The 19,213-nt window shown below is 55.4% G+C and carries 17 protein-coding genes, 2 tRNA genes and 5 other RNA genes; 12 read left to right on the forward strand and 12 right to left on the reverse strand.

Annotated features, from left to right (window positions below; genetic code table 11):
• Positions 1–391 precede the first annotated feature (391 nt).
• Both putP and GNG26_RS07955 read left to right on the forward strand, forming a co-directional pair.
• Positions 392–1,900, forward strand: a complete 1,509-nt coding sequence (gene putP / locus GNG26_RS07950) for a sodium/proline symporter PutP (RefSeq protein WP_103823665.1) — start codon at positions 392–394, stop codon at positions 1,898–1,900.
• 103 nt (positions 1,901–2,003) lie between these two features.
• Entirely contained in the window at positions 2,004–2,423 is a 420-nt protein-coding gene (locus tag GNG26_RS07955) for a DUF3574 domain-containing protein (RefSeq protein WP_103823666.1), read from the forward strand.
• Positions 2,424–2,520: 97 nt separating this feature from the next.
• Here GNG26_RS07955 and GNG26_RS07960 read toward each other — a convergent pair whose 3' ends face one another.
• On the reverse strand, positions 2,521–3,705 hold the full coding sequence (locus tag GNG26_RS07960; RefSeq protein ID WP_103179030.1) for a NupC/NupG family nucleoside CNT transporter: 1,185 nt from the start codon (positions 3,703–3,705) through the stop codon (positions 2,521–2,523).
• A gap of 250 nt (positions 3,706–3,955) precedes the next feature.
• On the opposite strand from GNG26_RS07960, the gene efeU reads away from it, so the two are divergent.
• The 5 genes from efeU to GNG26_RS07985 all read left to right on the forward strand — a co-directional run bounded on the left by efeU (position 3,956) and on the right by GNG26_RS07985 (position 10,490).
• A complete protein-coding gene (gene efeU / locus GNG26_RS07965; protein WP_103179032.1) occupies positions 3,956–4,789 on the forward strand; it encodes an iron uptake transporter permease EfeU in 834 nt (277 codons plus the stop codon).
• A 48-nt stretch (positions 4,790–4,837) separates the two neighbouring features.
• Positions 4,838–5,965: an iron uptake system protein EfeO gene (efeO, locus tag GNG26_RS07970; protein WP_103823668.1), complete on the forward strand. Its 1,128-nt coding sequence runs from the start codon at positions 4,838–4,840 to the stop codon at positions 5,963–5,965.
• A 4-nt stretch (positions 5,966–5,969) separates the two neighbouring features.
• Positions 5,970–7,253 (forward strand): iron uptake transporter deferrochelatase/peroxidase subunit, encoded by a 1,284-nt coding sequence (efeB, locus tag GNG26_RS07975; RefSeq protein ID WP_156238364.1) that lies wholly within the window; start codon positions 5,970–5,972, stop codon positions 7,251–7,253.
• A 500-nt stretch (positions 7,254–7,753) separates the two neighbouring features.
• A complete protein-coding gene (phoH, locus tag GNG26_RS07980) occupies positions 7,754–8,545 on the forward strand; it encodes a phosphate starvation-inducible protein PhoH (protein ID WP_180210573.1) in 792 nt (263 codons plus the stop codon).
• Between the two features lie 451 nt (positions 8,546–8,996).
• Complete coding sequence (locus GNG26_RS07985; protein WP_103823671.1) at positions 8,997–10,490, forward strand: sodium:alanine symporter family protein; 1,494 nt, start codon at positions 8,997–8,999, stop codon at positions 10,488–10,490.
• 184 nt (positions 10,491–10,674) lie between these two features.
• On the opposite strand, the gene GNG26_RS07990 is transcribed toward GNG26_RS07985, so the two are convergent.
• The 5 genes from GNG26_RS07990 to GNG26_RS08010 all read right to left on the reverse strand — a co-directional run bounded on the left by GNG26_RS07990 (position 10,675) and on the right by GNG26_RS08010 (position 12,827).
• Positions 10,675–10,812: non-coding RNA, RtT sRNA (locus GNG26_RS07990), on the reverse strand.
• Positions 10,813–10,854: 42 nt separating this feature from the next.
• Positions 10,855–10,991, reverse strand: a non-coding RNA gene (locus GNG26_RS07995) — RtT sRNA.
• Positions 10,992–11,034: 43 nt separating this feature from the next.
• A tRNA-Ser gene (locus GNG26_RS08000) sits at positions 11,035–11,122 on the reverse strand.
• Positions 11,123–11,268: 146 nt separating this feature from the next.
• Entirely contained in the window at positions 11,269–11,946 is a 678-nt protein-coding gene (locus GNG26_RS08005) for an isochorismatase family protein (protein ID WP_156238365.1), read from the reverse strand.
• 20 nt (positions 11,947–11,966) lie between these two features.
• Positions 11,967–12,827 (reverse strand): pirin family protein, encoded by an 861-nt coding sequence (locus tag GNG26_RS08010; RefSeq protein ID WP_156238366.1) that lies wholly within the window; start codon positions 12,825–12,827, stop codon positions 11,967–11,969.
• Between the two features lie 110 nt (positions 12,828–12,937).
• Here GNG26_RS08010 and GNG26_RS08015 point away from each other — a divergent pair, with 110 nt between their 5' ends.
• Entirely contained in the window at positions 12,938–13,843 is a 906-nt protein-coding gene (locus GNG26_RS08015; protein ID WP_156238367.1) for a LysR family transcriptional regulator, read from the forward strand.
• A 277-nt stretch (positions 13,844–14,120) separates the two neighbouring features.
• On the opposite strand, the gene GNG26_RS08020 is transcribed toward GNG26_RS08015, so the two are convergent.
• The 4 genes from GNG26_RS08020 to GNG26_RS08035 form a co-directional block, all read right to left on the reverse strand.
• Positions 14,121–14,257: non-coding RNA, RtT sRNA (locus GNG26_RS08020), on the reverse strand.
• Positions 14,258–14,303: 46 nt separating this feature from the next.
• Positions 14,304–14,441, reverse strand: a non-coding RNA gene (locus GNG26_RS08025) — RtT sRNA.
• 42 nt (positions 14,442–14,483) lie between these two features.
• A non-coding RNA gene (locus GNG26_RS08030) (RtT sRNA) lies at positions 14,484–14,620 on the reverse strand.
• Positions 14,621–14,662: 42 nt separating this feature from the next.
• A tRNA-Ser gene (locus tag GNG26_RS08035) sits at positions 14,663–14,750 on the reverse strand.
• A 228-nt stretch (positions 14,751–14,978) separates the two neighbouring features.
• Between GNG26_RS08035 and ghrA the strand changes: the two genes are divergently transcribed.
• From ghrA to GNG26_RS08055, 4 genes are all read left to right on the forward strand, one after another.
• Entirely contained in the window at positions 14,979–15,917 is a 939-nt protein-coding gene (gene ghrA, locus GNG26_RS08040) for a glyoxylate/hydroxypyruvate reductase GhrA (RefSeq protein WP_156238368.1), read from the forward strand.
• Positions 15,918–16,000: 83 nt separating this feature from the next.
• Complete coding sequence (locus GNG26_RS08045) at positions 16,001–16,738, forward strand: phosphatase (RefSeq protein ID WP_103823676.1); 738 nt, start codon at positions 16,001–16,003, stop codon at positions 16,736–16,738.
• Positions 16,739–16,758: 20 nt separating this feature from the next.
• Positions 16,759–17,313: a molecular chaperone gene (locus GNG26_RS08050; protein WP_103179043.1), complete on the forward strand. Its 555-nt coding sequence runs from the start codon at positions 16,759–16,761 to the stop codon at positions 17,311–17,313.
• Between the two features lie 96 nt (positions 17,314–17,409).
• Entirely contained in the window at positions 17,410–17,892 is a 483-nt protein-coding gene (locus GNG26_RS08055) for a DUF1097 domain-containing protein (protein WP_231604241.1), read from the forward strand.
• 42 nt (positions 17,893–17,934) lie between these two features.
• Here the strand turns inward: GNG26_RS08055 and csgG are convergent, their stop codons facing one another.
• Together csgG and csgF are read right to left on the reverse strand one after the other, a co-directional pair.
• Entirely contained in the window at positions 17,935–18,768 is an 834-nt protein-coding gene (csgG, locus tag GNG26_RS08060) for a curli production assembly/transport protein CsgG (RefSeq protein ID WP_039032323.1), read from the reverse strand.
• A gap of 26 nt (positions 18,769–18,794) precedes the next feature.
• Positions 18,795–19,208 carry a curli production assembly/transport protein CsgF gene (gene csgF, locus GNG26_RS08065; RefSeq protein WP_103823677.1) on the reverse strand — a complete coding sequence of 138 codons (414 nt, stop codon included), beginning with the start codon at positions 19,206–19,208 and terminating at the stop codon, positions 18,795–18,797.
• Positions 19,209–19,213 lie beyond the last annotated feature (5 nt).

The following is a 19,213-nucleotide window of genomic DNA, read 5'->3' on the forward strand; positions in this document are numbered from 1 at the left end:
AGTGTAGTTAACGTGAAATATCCACTATGTTGCAACTTTGTGCAACCACGTTAAATGTGACCCGGTTTGCAAGCTGAAAAATGAATGGGATGTTACGTGATAGTTAACCGTAAAAAAGTTGTGGATTTTAGCGATCAACCCTGGTTTCATGCGGCGCTTAACACTTTTTGCAGGTGCAACCTCAAAAAACGTGAGCGAGTGCAACCTCCAGGAAACTGGTGTGAAACCGGGGATGAAATTCATGTAAATGCAGTGTTAAATCGTTTGTGTAATGGAGGCGCATACGGCAGGATACGCGCGGCCAACAGAAACACACATCATCACCCTCTCGTTCCGGGGGTGTAATAAAGACGGTCAAAAAGGCTGTCGAACATCTTTGCGGAGTATTTAAATGGCAATTAGCACACCGATGCTGGTGACATTTCTTATCTATATTTTTGGCATGATCCTGATAGGGTTCCTTGCATGGCGTTCAACCAAAAACTTTGACGACTACATCCTCGGCGGGCGAAGCCTTGGGCCGTTCGTGACGGCGCTCTCTGCGGGCGCGTCAGATATGAGCGGCTGGCTGCTGATGGGCCTGCCGGGCGCCATCTTCATCTCCGGTATTTCAGAAAGCTGGATCGCCATCGGTCTGACGCTGGGGGCATGGATTAACTGGAAGCTGGTGGCCGGGCGTCTGCGCGTGCACACCGAAGCTAACAACAACGCCCTGACCCTGCCGGACTACTTCACCGGCCGTTTCGAAGATAACAGCCGCATCCTGCGTATTATCTCCGCATTAGTGATTCTGCTCTTCTTCACCATCTACTGTGCCTCCGGCATCGTGGCAGGCGCGCGTCTGTTCGAAAGCACCTTCGGCATGAGCTATGAAACCGCACTGTGGGCGGGCGCGGCGGCGACCATCCTCTATACCTTCGTGGGCGGGTTCCTGGCGGTCAGCTGGACCGACACCGTGCAGGCCAGCCTGATGATTTTTGCCCTGATCCTGACCCCGGTGATTGTGATCCTGTCGGTGGGCGGCCTGGGTGATTCCCTGGCGGTGATCCAGCAGAAGAGCATCGAAAACGTCGATATGCTGAAAGGGCTGAATTTTGTTGCCATCGTGTCGCTGATGGGCTGGGGGCTGGGTTACTTCGGCCAGCCGCACATCCTGGCGCGCTTTATGGCGGCGGATTCGCACCACACCATCGTTCATGCCCGTCGTATCAGTATGGCGTGGATGATCCTCTGCCTGGGCGGCGCCTGTGCGGTGGGCTTCTTCGGTATCGCGTACTTTACGAACAACCCGTCGCTGGCGGGCGAGGTGAACCAGAACGCCGAGCGCGTGTTCATTGAGCTGGCGCAGATCCTCTTCAACCCGTGGATTGCCGGTATTCTGCTCTCCGCTATTCTGGCGGCGGTGATGTCCACCCTGAGCTGCCAGCTGCTGGTCTGCTCCAGTGCCATCACAGAAGATCTCTACAAAGCCTTCCTGCGTAAGGGCGCCAGCCAGAAAGAGCTGGTGTGGGTCGGCCGCTTTATGGTGCTGTTGGTGGCGCTGGTCGCTATCGCGCTGGCGTCAAATCCGGAAAACCGCGTGCTGGGTCTGGTGAGCTACGCCTGGGCGGGCTTTGGCGCCGCCTTTGGTCCGGTGGTGCTGTTCTCCGTGATGTGGTCCCGCATGACCCGTAATGGCGCCCTGGCGGGGATGATCATCGGTGCGGTTACCGTTATCGTCTGGAAGCAGTTCGCCTGGCTGGGCCTGTACGAAATCATTCCAGGCTTTATCTTCGGCAGCATCGGGATCGTGGTCTTCAGCCTGATGGGTAAAGCGCCATCTACCTCAATGCAGAAACGCTTTGCGGAAGCCGACGCGCAGTACCACACCACCGCGCCGACGAAGTTGCAGGCGCAGTAAGTGACAGACACGCTATAAGCCGGGCTTGCCCGGCTTTTTTTATTGCTAATTTCCGTGATTTACGCTGATATCGCTGGGCAAATTACAATGAGGATAGCGAAGAATGAGACTTAAAAACGGACTTATGGCGGGCGCGCTTTTACTGCTGGCAGGCTGTAATGCACCCTCTCACAGCACCGCGGACAACACCTGCAAAGCCGATAACCAGATGCAGCAGACCACCCTCTATTTCGGCCTGAACCGTCCGGCAGGGGAGGCGATCACCGGCCAGGAGTGGCAGCAGTTTGTGGACCAGGACGTCACGCCACGTTTTCGTGATGGCTTAACGGTGTTTGATGCCCGCGGGCAGTGGCTGGGTAACGACGGAAAAGTGGCGCGTGAGGCGAGCAAGGCGCTGATGCTGATCCACGGTAAAGATGCGCAAAGCGAGAGCAATATCGAGGCGCTGCGCGGGATCTATAAAACGCGCTTCGCCCAGGAGTCGGTGATGCGCGTTGACCAGCCGGTGTGCGTGCAGTTTTGATAAGACCGGGTGCGGCCTGTTTGCCGGGTGGCGCTAGCGCTTACCCGGCCTACTTATCCTGTAGGCCCGTGTAAGCGCAGCGCCGCCGGGCAACAAACTACAACACTAATCCCGCAAAGCTCGCCGATAACAGGCTCACCAGCGTCGCGCCGTACACCAGGCGCAGACCGAAGCGTGACACCACGTTGCCCTGCTTCTCATTCAGCCCCTTAATCGCCCCGGCGACAATACCGATAGAGGCAAAGTTAGCGAAAGAGACCAGGAACACCGACAGAATGCCCAGCCCGCGCGGGGTCATCTCTGCGGCAATCTTTTGCAGCTCGATCATCGCCACGAACTCGTTCGCTACCAGCTTGGTCGCCATAATGCCGCCCGCGTGCAGGGCATCGCTCAGCGGGATCCCCACCAGCCAGGCCAGGGGATAGAAGACATAGCCCAGAATCTGCTGGAAGCTCAGGCCAAACAGGCTGGAGAAGAGGGCGTTGACGGCGCTGATCAGGGCGATAAAGCCAATCAGCATCGCCAGAATAATCATCGCCACTTTGAAGCCAGCCAGAATATATTCCCCCAGCATCTCAAAGAAACTCTGGGACTCATGCATCTTCTCCAGCTTAATTTCCGGCTCCGCTTCCGGGCGGGTCGGGTTAATCACCGTGAGGATGATAAAGGTGCTGAACATATTCAGGATCAGCGCCGCGACCACATATTTTGCCTCCAGCATCGTCATATAGGCGCCGACGATGGAGAGCGACACGGTGGACATCGCGGTAGCCGCCATGGTGAACAGACGACGCGAGGAGAGATCGCCCAGCACCCCTTTGTAAGCAATGAAGTTTTCTGACTGGCCCAGCGTCAGGGAGCTAATGGCGTTAAACGACTCCAGCTTGCCCATGCCGTTCACTTTCGACAGCAGGGTGCCGACAACGCGAATAATTACCGGCAGAATGCGCCAGTGCTGCAGAATGCCGATCAGTGCGGAAATAAAGATAATCGGACACAACACCCCAAGGAAAATAAACGCCAGCCCTTTTTCGCCCATCCCGCCAAAGACAAAGTTGGTCCCTTCGGCGGCATATTTCAGTAACGATTCAAAGAAGCCCGAGACGTACTGAATAACGAACAGACCGCTTTCGGCATGGAGGAAAAAGAACGCCAGCGCAATCTCAATAACAATGAGTTGAATGACGTAGCGAATACGGACGTTGCGGCGGTCGAAGCTCACCAGCCAGGCCAGCGCAAGGATAACCACCAGCGCCAGCAAGAAGTGCAGAAATTGATACATAGTTGATTTTCAGCAGATTAATGAGGCGCATATTTAGCCACAGCCTGCTGTAAGCGTAAATGGGCATTTATGTTATAACTTATTCACCTTTTAGTCACTTATGTGACTATTTTCCCGGTACGAGTTTACATCCTGTCATCAAAATGCAGCATATTTCGCTTGTATTTCTTATTGCCGTAATGATAATCACTATCACAAGAATTTACCTTTCTTTGCATGAGTTGACGGCGAAAAACATTTAAGGTGTCGCATGTTTGTTCCATTCCTCATTATGTTACGTGAAGGGCTCGAAGCAGCCTTAATTGTCAGTCTTATCGCCAGCTATCTGAAACGCACCCAGCGGGGCCGCTGGATCGGCGTGATGTGGATTGGTGTCTTCCTTGCTGCCGCCCTCTGCCTGGGTCTGGGCATTGCCATCAACGAAACCACCGGTGAATTCCCGCAAAAAGAGCAGGAGCTGTTTGAAGGGATCGTGGCCCTGATTGCGGTGGTGATCCTCACCTGGATGGTCTTCTGGATGCGTAAAGTGTCCCGTAACGTCAAAGTCCAGCTGGAGCAGGCGGTGGACAGCGCCCTGGCGAAGGGCAAGAGCCACGGCTGGGCACTGATCATGATGGTCTTTTTCGCCGTGGCGCGTGAAGGGCTGGAGTCGGTCTTCTTCCTGCTGGCCGCCTTCCAGCAGGATGTCGGGATCTGGCCGCCGCTGGGTGCGGTGCTGGGCCTGGCGACCGCGGTGGTGCTCGGCTTCCTGCTCTACTGGGGCGGCATTCGTCTCAATCTGGGCGCCTTCTTCAAATGGACCAGCCTGTTTATTCTGCTGGTGGCCGCCGGGCTGGCGGCGGGGGCGATCCGCGCCTTCCATGAGGCGGGCCTGTGGAACCACTTCCAGGAGGTGGCGTTCGATCTCAGTAACGTCCTGTCTACCCATTCGCTGACCGGCACCCTGCTGGAAGGGATCTTTGGCTATCAGGAGACGCCGAGCGTCAGCGAAGTGGCGGTGTACTTTATCTATCTTATTCCGGCGCTGGCGCTGTTCTTTATGCCATCGCGCCCCAGCGCTCAGCCGTCGCGTACTGCGCCCTGAAGTGCTCATTGTAGTTACAACATACTCTAAAAGGTTAAGGGAAAAGTCATGGCAATCCACTTTCGTCGCAGTGCATTACAGGCTGGCGTGGCAGCGCTGATCGCTTCTGCATTCGCCGCACAGGCCGCGGATGTTCCACAGGTAAAAGTCACCGTCAATGATAAACAGTGTGAGCCGATGACCATCACGGTCAACAGCGGTAAAACCCAGTTCATCATCCAGAACCACAGCCAGAAAGCGCTGGAGTGGGAGATCCTTAAAGGGGTGATGGTGGTGGAAGAGCGGGAAAACATCGCGCCGGGCTTTAGCCAGAAGATGACCGCCAACCTTGAGCCGGGCGAATACGACATGACCTGCGGCCTGCTGACCAACCCGAAAGGCAAGCTGATCGTGAAAGGTGCCGCCACCGCCGATGCCGCCAAAGGCGACGCGCTGTTGAGCCTCGGCGATGCCATTACCGCCTATAAAGCGTACGTCACTAAAGAGACTGCGGATCTGGTCGCGGGCACCAAAGCCTTTACCGACGCGGTGAAAGCGGGCGATATCGAAAAAGCGAAATCCCTCTATGCGCCGACCCGTCAGCACTACGAGCGTATCGAGCCGATTGCCGAGCTCTTCTCGGATCTCGATGGCAGCATCGACGCCCGTGAAGACGACTACGAGCAGAAAGCCGCCGATCCGAAATTCACCGGTTTCCACCGTCTGGAGAAAGCGCTGTTTGGCGACAATTCCACCAAAGGGATGGAGCAGTACGCGGAGCAGCTGAACAGCGACGTGCTGGAGCTGCAAAAACGCATCAGCGAGCTGGCCTTCCCGCCGTCAAAAGTGGTGGGTGGCGCGGCAGGGCTGATTGAAGAAGTGGCCGCCAGCAAGATCAGCGGGGAAGAAGACCGCTATAGCCATACCGATCTGTGGGACTTCCAGGCCAACGTCGAAGGCGCGCAGAAGATCGTTGACCTGCTGCGTCCTCAGCTGCAAAAAGATAACAGTGCCTTGCTGGAAAAAGTGGATGCCAACTTTAAGAAAGTGAATACCATTCTGGCGAAGTACCGCACCAAAGAGGGCTTTGAGACTTACGACAAGCTGACCGATGCCGACCGTAACGCCCTGAAAGGGCCGATTACCACCCTGGCGGAAGATCTGGCTCAGCTGCGCGGTGTACTGGGTCTGGACTAAGTTGATGAACAAGCATGACGAGTACCACGTGGCTGAACCTTCACGACGTCGGTTGTTAAAAGGGGTAGGGGCGCTTGGCGGCGCCCTGGCCCTGGCAGGCGGTTGCCCGGTGGCGCATGCGGCAAAACCGCAGAGCGCGCCGGGCACGCTCTCCCCGGATACGCGGATGGAGACGCAGCCGTTTCACGGCCTGCATCAGGCCGGGATCTTAACCCCGCAGCAGGCATCAATGATGCTGGTGGCCTTTGACGTGCTCGCCAGCGATAAAAGCGAGCTGGAGCGTCTGTTCCGCCTCCTGACCCAGCGCATTACCTTTCTGACCACCGGCGGCCCGGCGCCTGAGACACCGAACCCGCGTCTGCCGCCGATGGATTCCGGTATTCTGGGGAGCTATATCGCCCCGGATAACCTCACCATGACGGTGTCGCTGGGGGCGTCGCTGTTTGATGATCGCTTTGGTCTGGCGGCGCAAAAACCGAAATCATTGCAGAAGATGGTGCGCTTCCCGAATGACTCCCTGGATGCGGCGTTGTGCCATGGCGATCTGCTGATCCAGATCTGCGCCAATACCCAGGACACGGTGATCCACGCCCTGCGGGATCTCATCAAGCACACCCCGGATCTGTTAAGCGTGCGCTGGAAGCGGGAAGGGTTTATCTCTGACCATGCCGCGCGCAGCAAAGGCAAAGAGACCCCGGTGAATCTGCTCGGCTTTAAGGATGGCACTGCCAACCCCAACAGCCAGGATGGGCCGTTAATGGATCGGGTGGTGTGGGTGACCGCCGATCAGGGCGAACCGGCCTGGGCGGTGGGCGGCAGCTATCAGGCTGTACGCATTATCCAGTTCCGCGTGGAGTTCTGGGACCGGACGCCGCTGAAAGAACAGCAGACCATTTTTGGCCGCGACAAGCAGAGCGGTGCGCCGCTGGGCATGAAGAACGAGCACGACGTGCCGGATTACGCCAGCGATCCGGAGGGCAATGTTATCGCTCTCGACAGCCATATCCGCCTCGCCAACCCGCGTACGCAGGAGACTGAACAAAACCTGATGATGCGCCGGGGCTACAGCTACTCGCTGGGGGTGACCAACTCCGGCCAGCTGGATATGGGCCTGCTCTTTGTCTGCTTCCAGCACGATCTGGAGAAGGGCTTTTTGACCGTGCAGAAGCGCCTGAACGGCGAGGCGCTGGAGGAGTACGTCAAACCCATCGGCGGAGGCTACTTCTTTGCGCTGCCTGGCGTACAGGATAAAAACGGCTGGCTTGCCCAGGGGCTGCTCGAAGCCTGAATACCGTCCCGCTTACCCCTTAAGCGGGACCATTTTTTCACGTCCCGCTATCCCTTTGTTATAATTCTGTAATATCCCCATAGCAGACTAAGTATCGCTGTCAGGCGAATCTTAAAAGTTGCACTCAGGTAAAAATAATGTTGCATTCATGCTAAATCCTGATGTACTTAGATTAAGAAAGCGGTAAACCTTACAGTGAACATGAATCACTCTGGAGATCGCGAATGGTTGGGTCCTCTACTGGACATGGTAAACGCAACAACCGCAGCACACGGCGCGGAGGCCCACACTCCGGCAGCGATCTCTTCACCGAAAAATTCTCCCCCTCCACAGCAAATCCTGATTTTTCCGACCTGACGAATGGTGAGCATAGCGATTCGGCCGGGTCATTTAACCAAGCAAGCTATGGCTTAGAAGGAAGCCAACCCTCAGATGTTTGTTCGCCTAATCGCACCGACTCTGGTGCGAGTGATGAATACCAACAACTCAAGGTGCTATCCATGGGAAGACAAAAAGCAGTGATCAAAGCTCGTCGTGAAGCAAAACGTGTGCTGAGACGGGATTCACGTAGCCATAAACAGCGTGAAGAAGAGTCGGTCACCTCGCTTGTGCAGATGAGTGGTGTTGAAGCAATTGGCATGGCGCGGGACTGCCGTGATACGACCCCGATTGCGGCACGCAACGACGCTCAGGCGCAGTACCTGAATGCTATCGAGAGTAAGTCGCTCATTTTCGCCACCGGGGAAGCCGGGTGCGGGAAAACGTGGATAAGTGCAGCCAAAGCGGCGGAGGCGCTGATTCATAAGGACGTCGATAAAATCATTGTCACCCGTCCGGTACTGCAGGCCGATGAAGATCTCGGTTTCTTGCCAGGCGATATTTCGGAGAAATTTGCCCCTTACTTCCGGCCTGTTTATGACGTGCTGGTGAAACGTCTGGGGGCCTCTTTTATGCAGTACTGCCTGCGTCCCGAAATTGGCAAGGTAGAAATTGCGCCGTTCGCCTATATGCGCGGACGTACATTTGAAAATGCAGTTGTGATTCTCGACGAGGCTCAGAATGTAACTGCTGCGCAAATGAAAATGTTCTTAACGCGCCTCGGGGAGAACGTGACGGTTATTGTCAATGGCGATATCACCCAGTGCGACCTGCCGGCGGGCGTTCCGTCCGGGCTGAGCGACGCGCTGGCACGTTTTGAGGAAGATGAGATGGTGGGCATTGTGCGTTTCAATAAAGACGACTGCGTGCGCTCGGCGCTGTGCCAGCGGACGCTGCAGGTCTATTCCCGGTAATGGCATAACCTTCTCGTTTTAATTTCTTCTGCTATCCCTTCCCGGCGCAATGCCGGGAAGCTGCGTCTGTCGAAACACTTCTGTTGGGTTGTCTTTTTAAAGATCACATTATGATAATGTCATACTTATTTCGTACAGAAAATGCCGGGTATTACGCAACGTTTTGCTGTATCTATAAGTCTTAACGTTAATTCAAATGGGCTTTTTAATAAAAAATGCAGAAGTGTGATATTTAATCATAATACCCACAAAATATGTATGAAAATCATGATCAGGCTAATTGTAAATAATCGATTAAACGTGAATGTTGTCACAATTCATTACTGCCATGCGAATATTAAGTTGGTCTCTTTCTGACTATTATCTATGTTTCGTAGTTATCCAAACACAATTCTATAAAGAAACTTACAGGGAATCCGTTTTCTCTGGACCATTACGCTGAGGGCCATATATGAACGAACTGGTTGGTGCAATTAATGGTGTTATCTGGAGCCCGGCGTTAATATTTTTATGCCTGGGTGTCGGCCTCTATTTCTCACTGCGTAGTCGCTTTCTGCAATTACGCCATGTTAAACATATGGTCGCGCTGATGTTTCAGGGGCGCGCCACCGATGCAGGAGTGTCGTCGTTTCAGGCACTGACGATGACGCTGGCAGGACGTGTGGGGACCGGGAATATCGCCGGCGTAGCGACCGCCATTACCTTTGGTGGTCCTGGCGCGATGTTCTGGATGTGGATGGTAGCCTTTTTGGGTGCCAGCTCTGCTTTTGTTGAATCCACGCTGGGTCAGGTATACAAAGAAAAAATTAACGGTGAATATCGTGGTGGCCCTGCCTTTTATATTGAAAAAGGGTTGGGCGTAAAATGGTATGCATGGTTATTTGCTGTAGTGACTATTTTCTCCTGCGGCTTATTACTTCCAGGTGTACAGGCAAACTCTATTGGTGCCAGCCTGGATATTGCCTTTGGACTTAATCCGAATGTTACCGCCGCATTATTGGCCATGCTGTTAAGTTTCATTATTTTCGGTGGTGTAAAAAGGATCGCCAGCTTTAGCAGCATGGTCGTTCCTTTTATGGCGCTCGGCTATATTATTGTGGCCTGCGTTATTATCGCTATTAATATTGAACAGCTCCCTTCCGTAATTCTGCTGATCTGGAAAAGTGCATTTGGCCTTGAAGCGGGCTTTGGTGCCGTTCTGGGGCAGGCGATCATGTGGGGCGTAAAGCGCGGGGTTTATTCCAACGAGGCGGCGCAGGGAACAGGGCCACATGCTTCATCAGCAGCCGAAGTCAGTCATCCGGCAAAACAGGGGCTGGTTCAGGCTTTCTCAGTCTATATCGACACGCTGTTCGTCTGCTCCGCTACGGGGTTTATGCTGTTGATCACCGGGTTGTATAATGTTCAGGGCGTCGACGGCGCGGCAATCTACACCGGCATCGCAGGCGTGGCGGCAGGTCCTGGCTATGTGCAGACCGCGATGGAAAGTATGATGCCTGGTTTTGGTAACTACTTTGTCGCCATTGCGCTGTTCTTCTTTGCCTTCACCACTATTATTGCCTACTACTATATTGCTGAAACAAATATTGCCTTTATCAACCGCAAAATTAACCGCCCATGGCTGACGTTCTTGCTGAAAATATTCCTGTTAACCTCCACGGTATATGGCACCGTGCGTACTGCGGATCTGGCATGGGGGCTGGGCGATATTGGGGTCGGATTGATGGCGTGGCTTAACATTATTGCAATTGTTCTTTTGCATAAAAAAGCATTTGCCAGCCTTAAAGATTATGAAACGCAGAAGGCGCAAGGAATCGATCCACAATTTGACCCGATCCGGCTTGGAATTAAAAATGCCGATCATTGGGTTAAGGAACCTAAAGATGAAAAGGGTATGAACCCGGATCAGACATCTCCTCTGCCGGGAGGCCGGACGGTAAGTTGATGGTGCGAGAAAAGCCCGTACGCAAGTACGGGCTTTTTTAATGGCGTGGTGAGGGGCTGCGCTCTCAGTCTGTCCAACTGGCTGCGCCAGTTGTCGAACCCCGGTCGGGGGTTTTCATCCCCCCCACAGGCGTGCAACATGCGAAAAAAAAGCCCGCATTTTTATGCGAGCTCTTCTTTAAATATGGCGGTGAGGGGGGGATTGACTCGCTGCGCTCGCCCTACGGGCAGCCCACTCACTGTGTTCGTGGTCTGTCCAACTGGCTGTCGCCAGTTGTCGAACCCCGGTCGGGGGTTCTCATCCCCCCAGCGGAGAATATAAAAGAAAAAAGCCCGTACTTTCGTACGAGCTCTTATCTCGAATATGGCGGTGAGGGGGGGATTGACTCGCTTCGCTCGCCCTACGGGCAGCCTGTTCGCTGCGCTCTCAGTCTGTCCAACTGGCTGCGCCAGTTGTCGAACCCCGGTCGGGGGTTCTCATCCCCCCCAACGGAGAATATAAAAGAAAAAAGCCCGTACTTTCGTACGAGCTCTCATCTCGAATATGGCGGTGAGGGGGGGATTCGAACCCCCGATACGTTGCCGTATACACACTTTCCAGGCGTGCTCCTTCAGCCACTCGGACACCTCACCATATTGTTTTGCTGCCTTTCCTCTCGGGGGCAACGGGGCGCTACTATAGGGAGTCAGGCTAAAACGGTCAAGCAGATTTTCTGCTTTACTGCGCGTTCGGTTAAGCAATAAGCAGCTCCACGGTTTTCAGGCCGTGGAGCAGGCGATTAGCGTTGTGAATCGAGTGCTTCCCCGTTCTTCACCACCTCTTGCGCTTTACCGTAGCTTTCAATCAGCAGCTGATAAGCCGGGAAGATATGGGTATAGACTTCTGCCCATTGCATTGCATCTTCACGATTCCAGGTGCGCTGGATCTCCGAGGCGACGGCGGCAGTATCCATCGGCACGACGCCAGCCTGCACGATACGCGCCAGGGTGATCTCCTGCGCCATTTTACTGTAGGTGCCCGAAGCATCGATCACCGCAAACACTTTATAGCCCTCAGCCACCGCGCTGATCGACGGGAAGGCCATGCAGACGCTGGTAATGGTACCGGCGATAATCAGCGTTTTGCGCCCGGTCGCCTTCACAGCAGCGACGAAGTCCGGATTATCCCAGGCGTTGATCTCACCCTTACGCGCCACGTACTGCGCATGGGGCGCATTGGCGTGGATCTCCGGGATCAGCGGCCCGTTTGGCCCTTGCGGTACGGAGGCAGTGGTGATCACCGGGATATTCGCAAGAGTAGCGATTTTTGCCAGCGCCGCGGCGCGGGCACGCAGCTCCGGCATCGGCATATCACCCACGGTCTGGAACAGGCCGCTCTGGTGATCGATAAGCAACATCACCGCATCATTCACATCAATAGCCGGACGGGCGCCATTAAAGTTAGCAGGGGTAGACATGATTCTCTCCTTTATTACATTCAGATCTGGCCGAAGCGGCCGGAGTTGAAATCGCGAACGGCTTCGGCGATTTCGGTTTTACTGTTCATCACAAATGGACCATAGCCCACAATCGGCTCATTCAGCGGCTCACCGGCCATCAGCAGCACTTTGGCGTCGCTGCTGGCTTCCAGATGCAGCTTCTCCCCTTGCTGGCTCAGCACCACCAGTTGGGCTTCACCCGCCTGCTCGGTGCCGTTTACCGTCACGCTGCCTTCAAGCACTACCAGCGCGGTGCTCCAGCCCTCGGGTTGGCTGAGCGTAAGGTGGCTGCCCTGATGCAGGGCGATGTCCCAGACGTTCAGCGGCGAGTAGGTGTGCGCCGGACCGGTAGTCTCCTCGTAGCGTCCGGCGATCACCCGTAGCGAGCCGGCGTTGTCAGGCAGCGTCATCACCGGGATCTGACGTTTTGTGATGCTCTGATAGCCCGGTGCCGCCATCTTGTCCTTCGCAGGCAGGTTGACCCACAGCTGCAACATTTTTAGCTCCCCTCCGTTTTGCGCAAAAGCGCTGGAGTGGAACTCCTCATGCAGGATGCCGGCGCCTGCGGTCATCCACTGCACGTCGCCCGGGCCAATCACGCCACCTTTACCGGTTGAGTCGCGGTGTTCAACTTCGCCGGAATAGACGATGGTCACCGTTTCAAAACCGCGGTGGGGATGCTGGCCCACGCCGCGTTTCGCGCCATCCGCCGGGAACGAATAAGGCCCGGCGTAATCCAGCAGTAAAAACGGGCTCAGTGGCTCCCCATGGGTCTGGTATGAAAACATTGAACGCACCGGGAAACCGTCGCCAACCCAGTGCGGCCGGGGGGCGGTATAAATGCCTGTTACGTTTTTCATCGTTTTCTCCTGATGTTCTGTTGATGTAATTAGCTTATATTCAGGGTTAATATCCCGGTAGATAGTGAAAATGACATGCACTGTTCCATTTATGGAACGATGAGGGCGTTATGCAGGATCTCAATGATTTCGCGTGGTTTGTCAAAGTAGTCGAACACGGTGGTTTCGCGGCAGCCGGGCGGGCGCTCGACCTGCCAAAATCCCGACTCAGCCGACGGATTGCCCAGCTGGAGGCACGGCTTGGGGTACGTCTGATCCAGCGGACAACGCGGCAGTTTACGGTTACTGAAGTGGGGCAGACCTTCTATCAGCACTGCAAGGCGATGCTGATAGAAGCCGAGGCAGCGGAGGAGGCGGTTGCGGCCTTGCAGGCGGAACCGCGCGGCCTGGTGCGGATTACCTGCCCGGTCACGCTGCTGCACGTCCACGTCGGGCCGATGCTGGCTAAGTTTATGGCGCATTACCCCGGAATTAACCTCCAGCTTGAGGCGACCAACCGGCGGGTGGATCTGGTGGCGGAGGGTGTTGATATCGCCATCCGTGTGCGTCCTCGCCCGTTTGATGACAGCGATCTGGTGTTACGGGTGCTTGCAGACAGAGGGCATTGCCTGGTGGCGAGTCCGCAGTTGATCCAGCGTCTGGGTATGCCGACCATGCCATCGGAGCTCAGCGCCTGGCCCGGGCTGAGTCTGGGGGAGGGGAGACAGGTTCATAAGTGGGCGTTAAGCGGGCCGGAGGGGGCGAAAGCGGAGATCCATTTTCAGCCGCGCCTGATGACTACCGATATGCTGGCGCTACGGGAAGCGGCGATAGCGGGCGTGGGGCTGGTGCAGTTACCCATTTTGATGGTCAAAGAGCAGCTGGCGTCCGGGGCATTAATAAAAGTGCTTGAAGAGTGGGAGCCACGGCGTGAAGTGATCCATGCGGTCTACCCCTCCCGGCGCGGGCTGTTGCCGTCAGTCAGGACGCTGGTGGATTTTTTGACCGAGGAGTATGCGCGGATGGTAGAGGAGTGAAACCGGGTTTGGGTTTCGTAGGTCGGGTAAGCGTAGCGCCACTCGACGCTTCCAGAGCGCGCGCTGTTGCATTAAGGCAAAACGCCTGATGGCGCTGCGCTTATCAGGCCTACGGGATCGAGGCTGGCTTTGGGTTTCGTAGGTCGGGTAAGCGTAGCGCCACCCGACATGTACTGGCTGTCGCCAGTTGTCGAACCCCAGTCGGGGGTCTCATCCCCCCAGCGGAGAATATAAAAGAAAAAAGCCCGTACTTTCGTACGAGCTCTCATCTTGAATATGGCGGTGAGGGGGGGATTGACTCGCTGCGCTCGCCCTGCGGGCAGCCTGTTCGCTGCGCTCTCAGTCTGTCCAACTGGCTGTCGCCAGTTGTCGAACCCCGGTCGGGGGTTCTCATCCCCCCCGCAGGCGTACAACATGCGAAAAAAAAGCCCGCATTTTCATGCGAGCTCTTCTTTAAATATGGCGGTGAGGGGGGGATTGACTCGCTGCGCTCGCCCTGCGGGCAGCCTGTTCGCTGCGCTCTCAGTCTGTCCAACTGGCTGTCGCCAGTTGTCGAACCCCAGTCGGGGATTCTCATCCCCCCAGCGGAGAATATAAAAGAAAAAAGCCCGTACTTTCGTACGAGCTCTCATCTTGAATATGGCGGTGAGGGGGGGATTGACTCGCTGCGCTCGCCCTGCGGGCAGCCTGTTCGCTGCGCTCTCAGTCTGTCCAACTGGCTGCGCCAGTTGTCGAACCCCAGTCGGGGATTCTCATCCCCCCAGCGGAGAATATAAAAGAAAAAAGCCCGTACTTTCGTACGAGCTCTCATCTTGAATATGGCGGTGAGGGGGGGATTCGAACCCCCGATACGTTGCCGTATACACACTTTCCAGGCGTGCTCCTTCAGCCACTCGGACACCTCACCATATTGTCATCCCGTTGTTGCTGGGACGGGCGCTAATGTAAGGAAAAGCCTGACTTACGTCAATCAACTTTTTCAGTAAATTAGCGCGTTCAGACAAACTTCAGCCAACATGATTTTTAATTGCGCTGAAAGTGCCTTTTTTATCAGCAAAGACCCCACACCCAAAATTTGTTATGCTGCAATCCAGTTGATAATGAACATAAAACAGCGCAACAGAAGGCAATCGCAATGGACATTATTTTTTATCACCCGACATTTGATAACGCTTACTGGATAAAAACACTTTCGACGGCCCTGCCGGGCGCGCGGGTTCGGGAGTGGAAGCGCGGCGATAACGAACCCGCAGATTATGCCCTGGTGTGGCACCCTCCGGTTGAGATGCTGCAGGGGCGAAACCTGAAAGCGGTGTTTGCCCTTGGGGCAGGGGTGGACTCGATCCTCAGCAAGCTCAAGGCGCACCCGGAAATGCTGGCGGAGTCGATCCCGCTGTTTCGCCTGGAAGATACCGGCATGGGCCAGCAGATGCAGGAGTATGCGGTCAGCCAGGTGTTGCACTGGTTCCGCCGCTTTGACGATTACCAGGCGCTGAAACAGCAGGCCCGCTGGGAGCCGCTGGCCGACTATCAGCGCGAAGATTTTACTATCGGGATCCTCGGGGCCGGGGTGTTGGGATCGAAAGTGGCCGAAGCGCTGGCACCATGGGGCTTCCCGCTGCGCTGCTGGAGCCGCACCCGTAAAGACTACCCTGGCGTCACCAGCTTTGCCGGGAAGGAAGAGTTACCGCAGTTTTTAGACGGCACGCGAGTGCTGATTAACCTGCTGCCGAATACGGCTGAGACGGTCGGTATCATTAATAAGGCGCTCATCAACCAGCTGGCGGACAACAGCTACCTGATGAATCTGGCGCGTGGCGTCCACGTGGTGGAAGCCGATCTGTTGGCGGCGCTGGAGAGCGGCAAGCTGAAAGGCGCGATGCTGGATGTCTACAGCAAAGAGCCGTTACCGGCGGACAATCCCCTGTGGGCGCACCCGCGCGTAGCCATGACACCGCACATTGCGGCGGTGACGCGTCCGGCAGAAGCCATCGACTATATCGCCCGCACCATCTCGCAGCTGGAGAAGGGCGAACAGGTTACCGGGCAGGTCGACAGACAGCGCGGTTACTGAGTTATACCCGGCGATTGCCGGGTTTTTGCTGATAAACGCCCGTGATAACTGCTATCCTTTGGGAAACATGAGAGGAGAGAACGATGTACCCCGTTGACCTGCATATGCACACCGTCGCCAGTACCCACGCCTACAGCAACCTTCATGACTACATCGCCCAGGCAAAACAGAAGAACATTAAGCTCTTTGCGATCACCGATCATGGCCCGGATATGGCAGATGCGCCGCACTACTGGCACTTTGTGAACATGCGCATCTGGCCGCGGGTGGTGGATGGCGTCGGGATCCTGCGCGGCATTGAGGCCAACATCAAAAATACCCAGGGCGACATTGATTGTACCGGCCCAATGCTCACCTCTCTGGATCTGATCCTCGCCGGTTTCCATGAGCCGGTTTTCGCTCCTCAGGATCAAGCTACCCATACCGAGGCGATGATCGCCACTATCGCCAGCGGTAACGTACATATCATCAGCCATCCGGGGAACCCGAAATACCCGATTGATATTCAGGCGGTCGCGCAGGCGGCGGCGGAGCATCGCGTGGCGCTGGAGATCAACAACTCCTCCTTTATTCACTCCCGTAAAGGTAGCGAAGCAAACTGCCGGGCAGTGGCGGCTGCGGTGAAGGAGGCCGGTGGCTATGTAGCGCTGGGCTCCGATTCCCATACCGCCTTCACGCTGGGCGATTTTAGCGAATGCCGCAAAATCCTCGACGCGGTGGACTTCCCGGAAGATCGCATCCTGAACGTCTCCCCGCGTCGGCTACTCGATTTCCTGGAGTCGCGTGGCATGGCGCCAATCAATGAATTTGCTGATTTTTAACTGTGTAATGGACTAAATAAATGAATGAGTTTTCCATCCTCTGTCGCGTACTGGGTTCTCTCTATTATCGCCAGCCGCAGGATCCGCTGCTGGTGCCGCTGTTTACCTTGATCCGCGAAGGCAAGCTGGCCCAGAACTGGCCGCTTGAGCAGGATGAGTTGTTGCTGCGTCTGCAAAACAGCTGCGACATGCAGCAGGTCGCCGCCGACTACAACGCGCTGTTTGTCGGGGAAGAGTGCCGCGTGTCGCCGTATCGCTCTGCCTGGGAAGAGGGCGCGACCGAAGCCGAAGTGCGCGCATTCCTCTCTGAACGCGGAATGCCGCTGACCGATACCCCAGCCGACCACCTCGGCACGCTGCTGCTGGCGGCCTCGTGGATTGAAGATCATGCGGCGGAAGATGAAAACGAGGCGCTGGAAACCCTCTTCGGGGAGTACATCCTGCCCTGGTGCGGGACGTTCCTCGGGAAGGTTGAAGCGCACGCCACTTCATCTTTCTGGCGCACCATGGCGCCACTGACCCGCGATGCCATTGCCGCAATGTGGGATGAGCTACAGGAAGAGAACGAAGAGTGATTTAGATCACCATCTGAATGTAACGGCAAATCTCAATTTGCATATTATGTGTTCCTGATCTCATTTAATGGCCGCGTATCTGTTAAGATGCGCGCCATGAACATTCTATTTTCTATCGCAATTACGACAGGCATCCTATCCGGTTTATGGGGCTGGGTTGCCGTCTCTCTCGGACTCCTCAGTTGGGCGGGCTTCCTTGGCTGCACGGCCTATTTCGCCTGCCCGCAGGGGGGCGTGAAGGGGCTGTTTATCTCCGCCTGTACGCTGATGAGCGGCGTGGCGTGGGCGATGATTATCATCCACGGCAGCGCGCTGGCACCTCATCTGGAAATCGTTGGCTACGTTATGACCGGCGTGGTGGCGTTTTTGATGTGTATCCAGGCAAAACATCTGCTGCTCTCGTTTGTGCCCGGCACCTTTATGGGGGCCTGCGCTACTTTTGCAGGGCAGGGGGAGTGGCGGCTGGTGGTGCCTTCGCTGGCGCTGGGGCTGGTGTTTGGCTACGCCATGAAAAACAGCGGCCTGTGGCTGGCGGCGCGCAGGGAGAAAACGCGAAACGTCACGGCGTTGAGCGAATAAAAAAGGCGAGACCAGGGTCTCGCCTTTTTAATGCGCTTTCTGTCAGGATTCTGGCGGCGTCGACATCTCGCGGTATTTCACCAGAATATCGTTTTTCACTTCATTTTTGTTTTGCAGGTCCCACAATCCGCGATCGATACCGTCGTTAATCAGGAAGATCACCCCGGTTTCGATAGCAGACATCAGGCAGAGCATGACCGGCTCGTTAGAGGTATAACCGATTTCGCCCTCCAGCAGACGCTGGTAGTCGATGAAACGGAACACCCCGGCCTGCACTTCATACGAGAGAATGGTTTTGCTGGTAGTCACGGAAGACAAAATCTCGCCGGTACTGACGTTGACCACACGCAGGTTCACCGCAATCTGGTCAAGCTGGTACTGCGTATCGCCGCCAATACCGAAATACCGGGCCCCCACACCGCCCGATTTCACGTTACTTTCGTAGCCGATAATTGAACCTTCTACCATCACGTTCGCTGCTGTAAGCGAATGCAACGGAATACGGTTGTTCATTGCCACGGTGCCGTTATCCTGCGCAGCACGAATGATCTTACGTTCGTTGAGCAGGTTTTGCAGCCCCTGACGTTCCAGAGGAATAAACCAGCGAGAATCTTTTAACGCAGTAACCAGCATGGCGGTGGCGCTCTGCGGTACAGCCGTTGAGAAGTTACTTGCCGGATACGGTTTAAATTGCCCGGTTTCATCCTGAATATTATAAACCGACACGTAGATCTTACCCGTTGGCAATGGCAATTTGGTTAAATCACGATAGCTCTGGGCGCGAGGCATTAATGTCGGTTTTGCTGCTTCTTTTGGAGGAGCAGTTAAACAGCCGCTCAATAAGCACACTGCAACAAGGAGGAGAAAGCGCTGCATGATTATTATCCTTATCTCGACATTATTTAAAAGTCGGTAGAACCGCTTTGCAAGCCAGCAACCTGAATGGTGGACGTTTTCCCCGTTTTGCGGTCTGTCACGTTCAGCTGCATTTGTCCGTCCGCATTGGCAATGTCGACAATAAAGTCGCTGGTCACCATACGGCCGGGTTTGCCGGTATTAATATTGGTCAGCAGCCCGCCCAGAACCTGGGCCTGGATTGCCTGGGTAAAGTTATCCAGCGCACTCGGGGTTTCAATCCCGAAGTCGTCAGAGCCTGGATCCGTATAAGAGTTTTGTGCCTGGGCCGAGTTTAAAAGAAAAGAACCGTTATTAGGGTTTCCACCAAAGTTCGGGTTGCGGAACTGGAAGGTCATATTTCCGGCCCAGCTCAGAGATGGAATAAGCATTAAAGCTACTACTGCATGGACAACACGCATGGATG

Origin of the sequence: Leclercia sp. J807, assembly GCF_009734465.1 — a bacterium.
Taxonomy (GTDB): Bacteria; Pseudomonadota; Gammaproteobacteria; order Enterobacterales; family Enterobacteriaceae; genus Enterobacter.

Excerpts from the sequence above, each read along its gene's own strand:
- putP (WP_103823665.1), top strand. The coding sequence starts at position 392 with ATGGCAATTAGCACACCGATGCTGGTGACATTTCTTATCTATATTTTT.
- ghrA (WP_156238368.1), top strand. The coding sequence starts at position 14,979 with ATGGACATTATTTTTTATCACCCGACATTTGATAACGCTTACTGGATA.
- GNG26_RS08050 (WP_103179043.1), top strand. The coding sequence starts at position 16,759 with ATGAATGAGTTTTCCATCCTCTGTCGCGTACTGGGTTCTCTCTATTAT.
- GNG26_RS08055 (WP_231604241.1), top strand. The coding sequence starts at position 17,410 with ATGAACATTCTATTTTCTATCGCAATTACGACAGGCATCCTATCCGGT.
- csgG (WP_039032323.1), bottom strand. The coding sequence starts at position 18,768 with ATGCAGCGCTTTCTCCTCCTTGTTGCAGTGTGCTTATTGAGCGGCTGT.
- efeO (WP_103823668.1), top strand. The coding sequence starts at position 4,838 with ATGGCAATCCACTTTCGTCGCAGTGCATTACAGGCTGGCGTGGCAGCG.
- GNG26_RS07985 (WP_103823671.1), top strand. The coding sequence starts at position 8,997 with ATGAACGAACTGGTTGGTGCAATTAATGGTGTTATCTGGAGCCCGGCG.
- efeB (WP_156238364.1), top strand. The coding sequence starts at position 5,970 with ATGAACAAGCATGACGAGTACCACGTGGCTGAACCTTCACGACGTCGG.
- GNG26_RS08005 (WP_156238365.1), bottom strand. The coding sequence starts at position 11,946 with ATGTCTACCCCTGCTAACTTTAATGGCGCCCGTCCGGCTATTGATGTG.
- efeU (WP_103179032.1), top strand. The coding sequence starts at position 3,956 with ATGTTTGTTCCATTCCTCATTATGTTACGTGAAGGGCTCGAAGCAGCC.
- GNG26_RS08010 (WP_156238366.1), bottom strand. The coding sequence starts at position 12,827 with ATGAAAAACGTAACAGGCATTTATACCGCCCCCCGGCCGCACTGGGTT.
- csgF (WP_103823677.1), bottom strand. The coding sequence starts at position 19,208 with ATGCGTGTTGTCCATGCAGTAGTAGCTTTAATGCTTATTCCATCTCTG.
- GNG26_RS07955 (WP_103823666.1), top strand. The coding sequence starts at position 2,004 with ATGAGACTTAAAAACGGACTTATGGCGGGCGCGCTTTTACTGCTGGCA.
- GNG26_RS08045 (WP_103823676.1), top strand. The coding sequence starts at position 16,001 with ATGTACCCCGTTGACCTGCATATGCACACCGTCGCCAGTACCCACGCC.
- GNG26_RS08015 (WP_156238367.1), top strand. The coding sequence starts at position 12,938 with ATGCAGGATCTCAATGATTTCGCGTGGTTTGTCAAAGTAGTCGAACAC.
- GNG26_RS07960 (WP_103179030.1), bottom strand. The coding sequence starts at position 3,705 with ATGTATCAATTTCTGCACTTCTTGCTGGCGCTGGTGGTTATCCTTGCG.
- phoH (WP_180210573.1), top strand. The coding sequence starts at position 7,754 with ATGGGAAGACAAAAAGCAGTGATCAAAGCTCGTCGTGAAGCAAAACGT.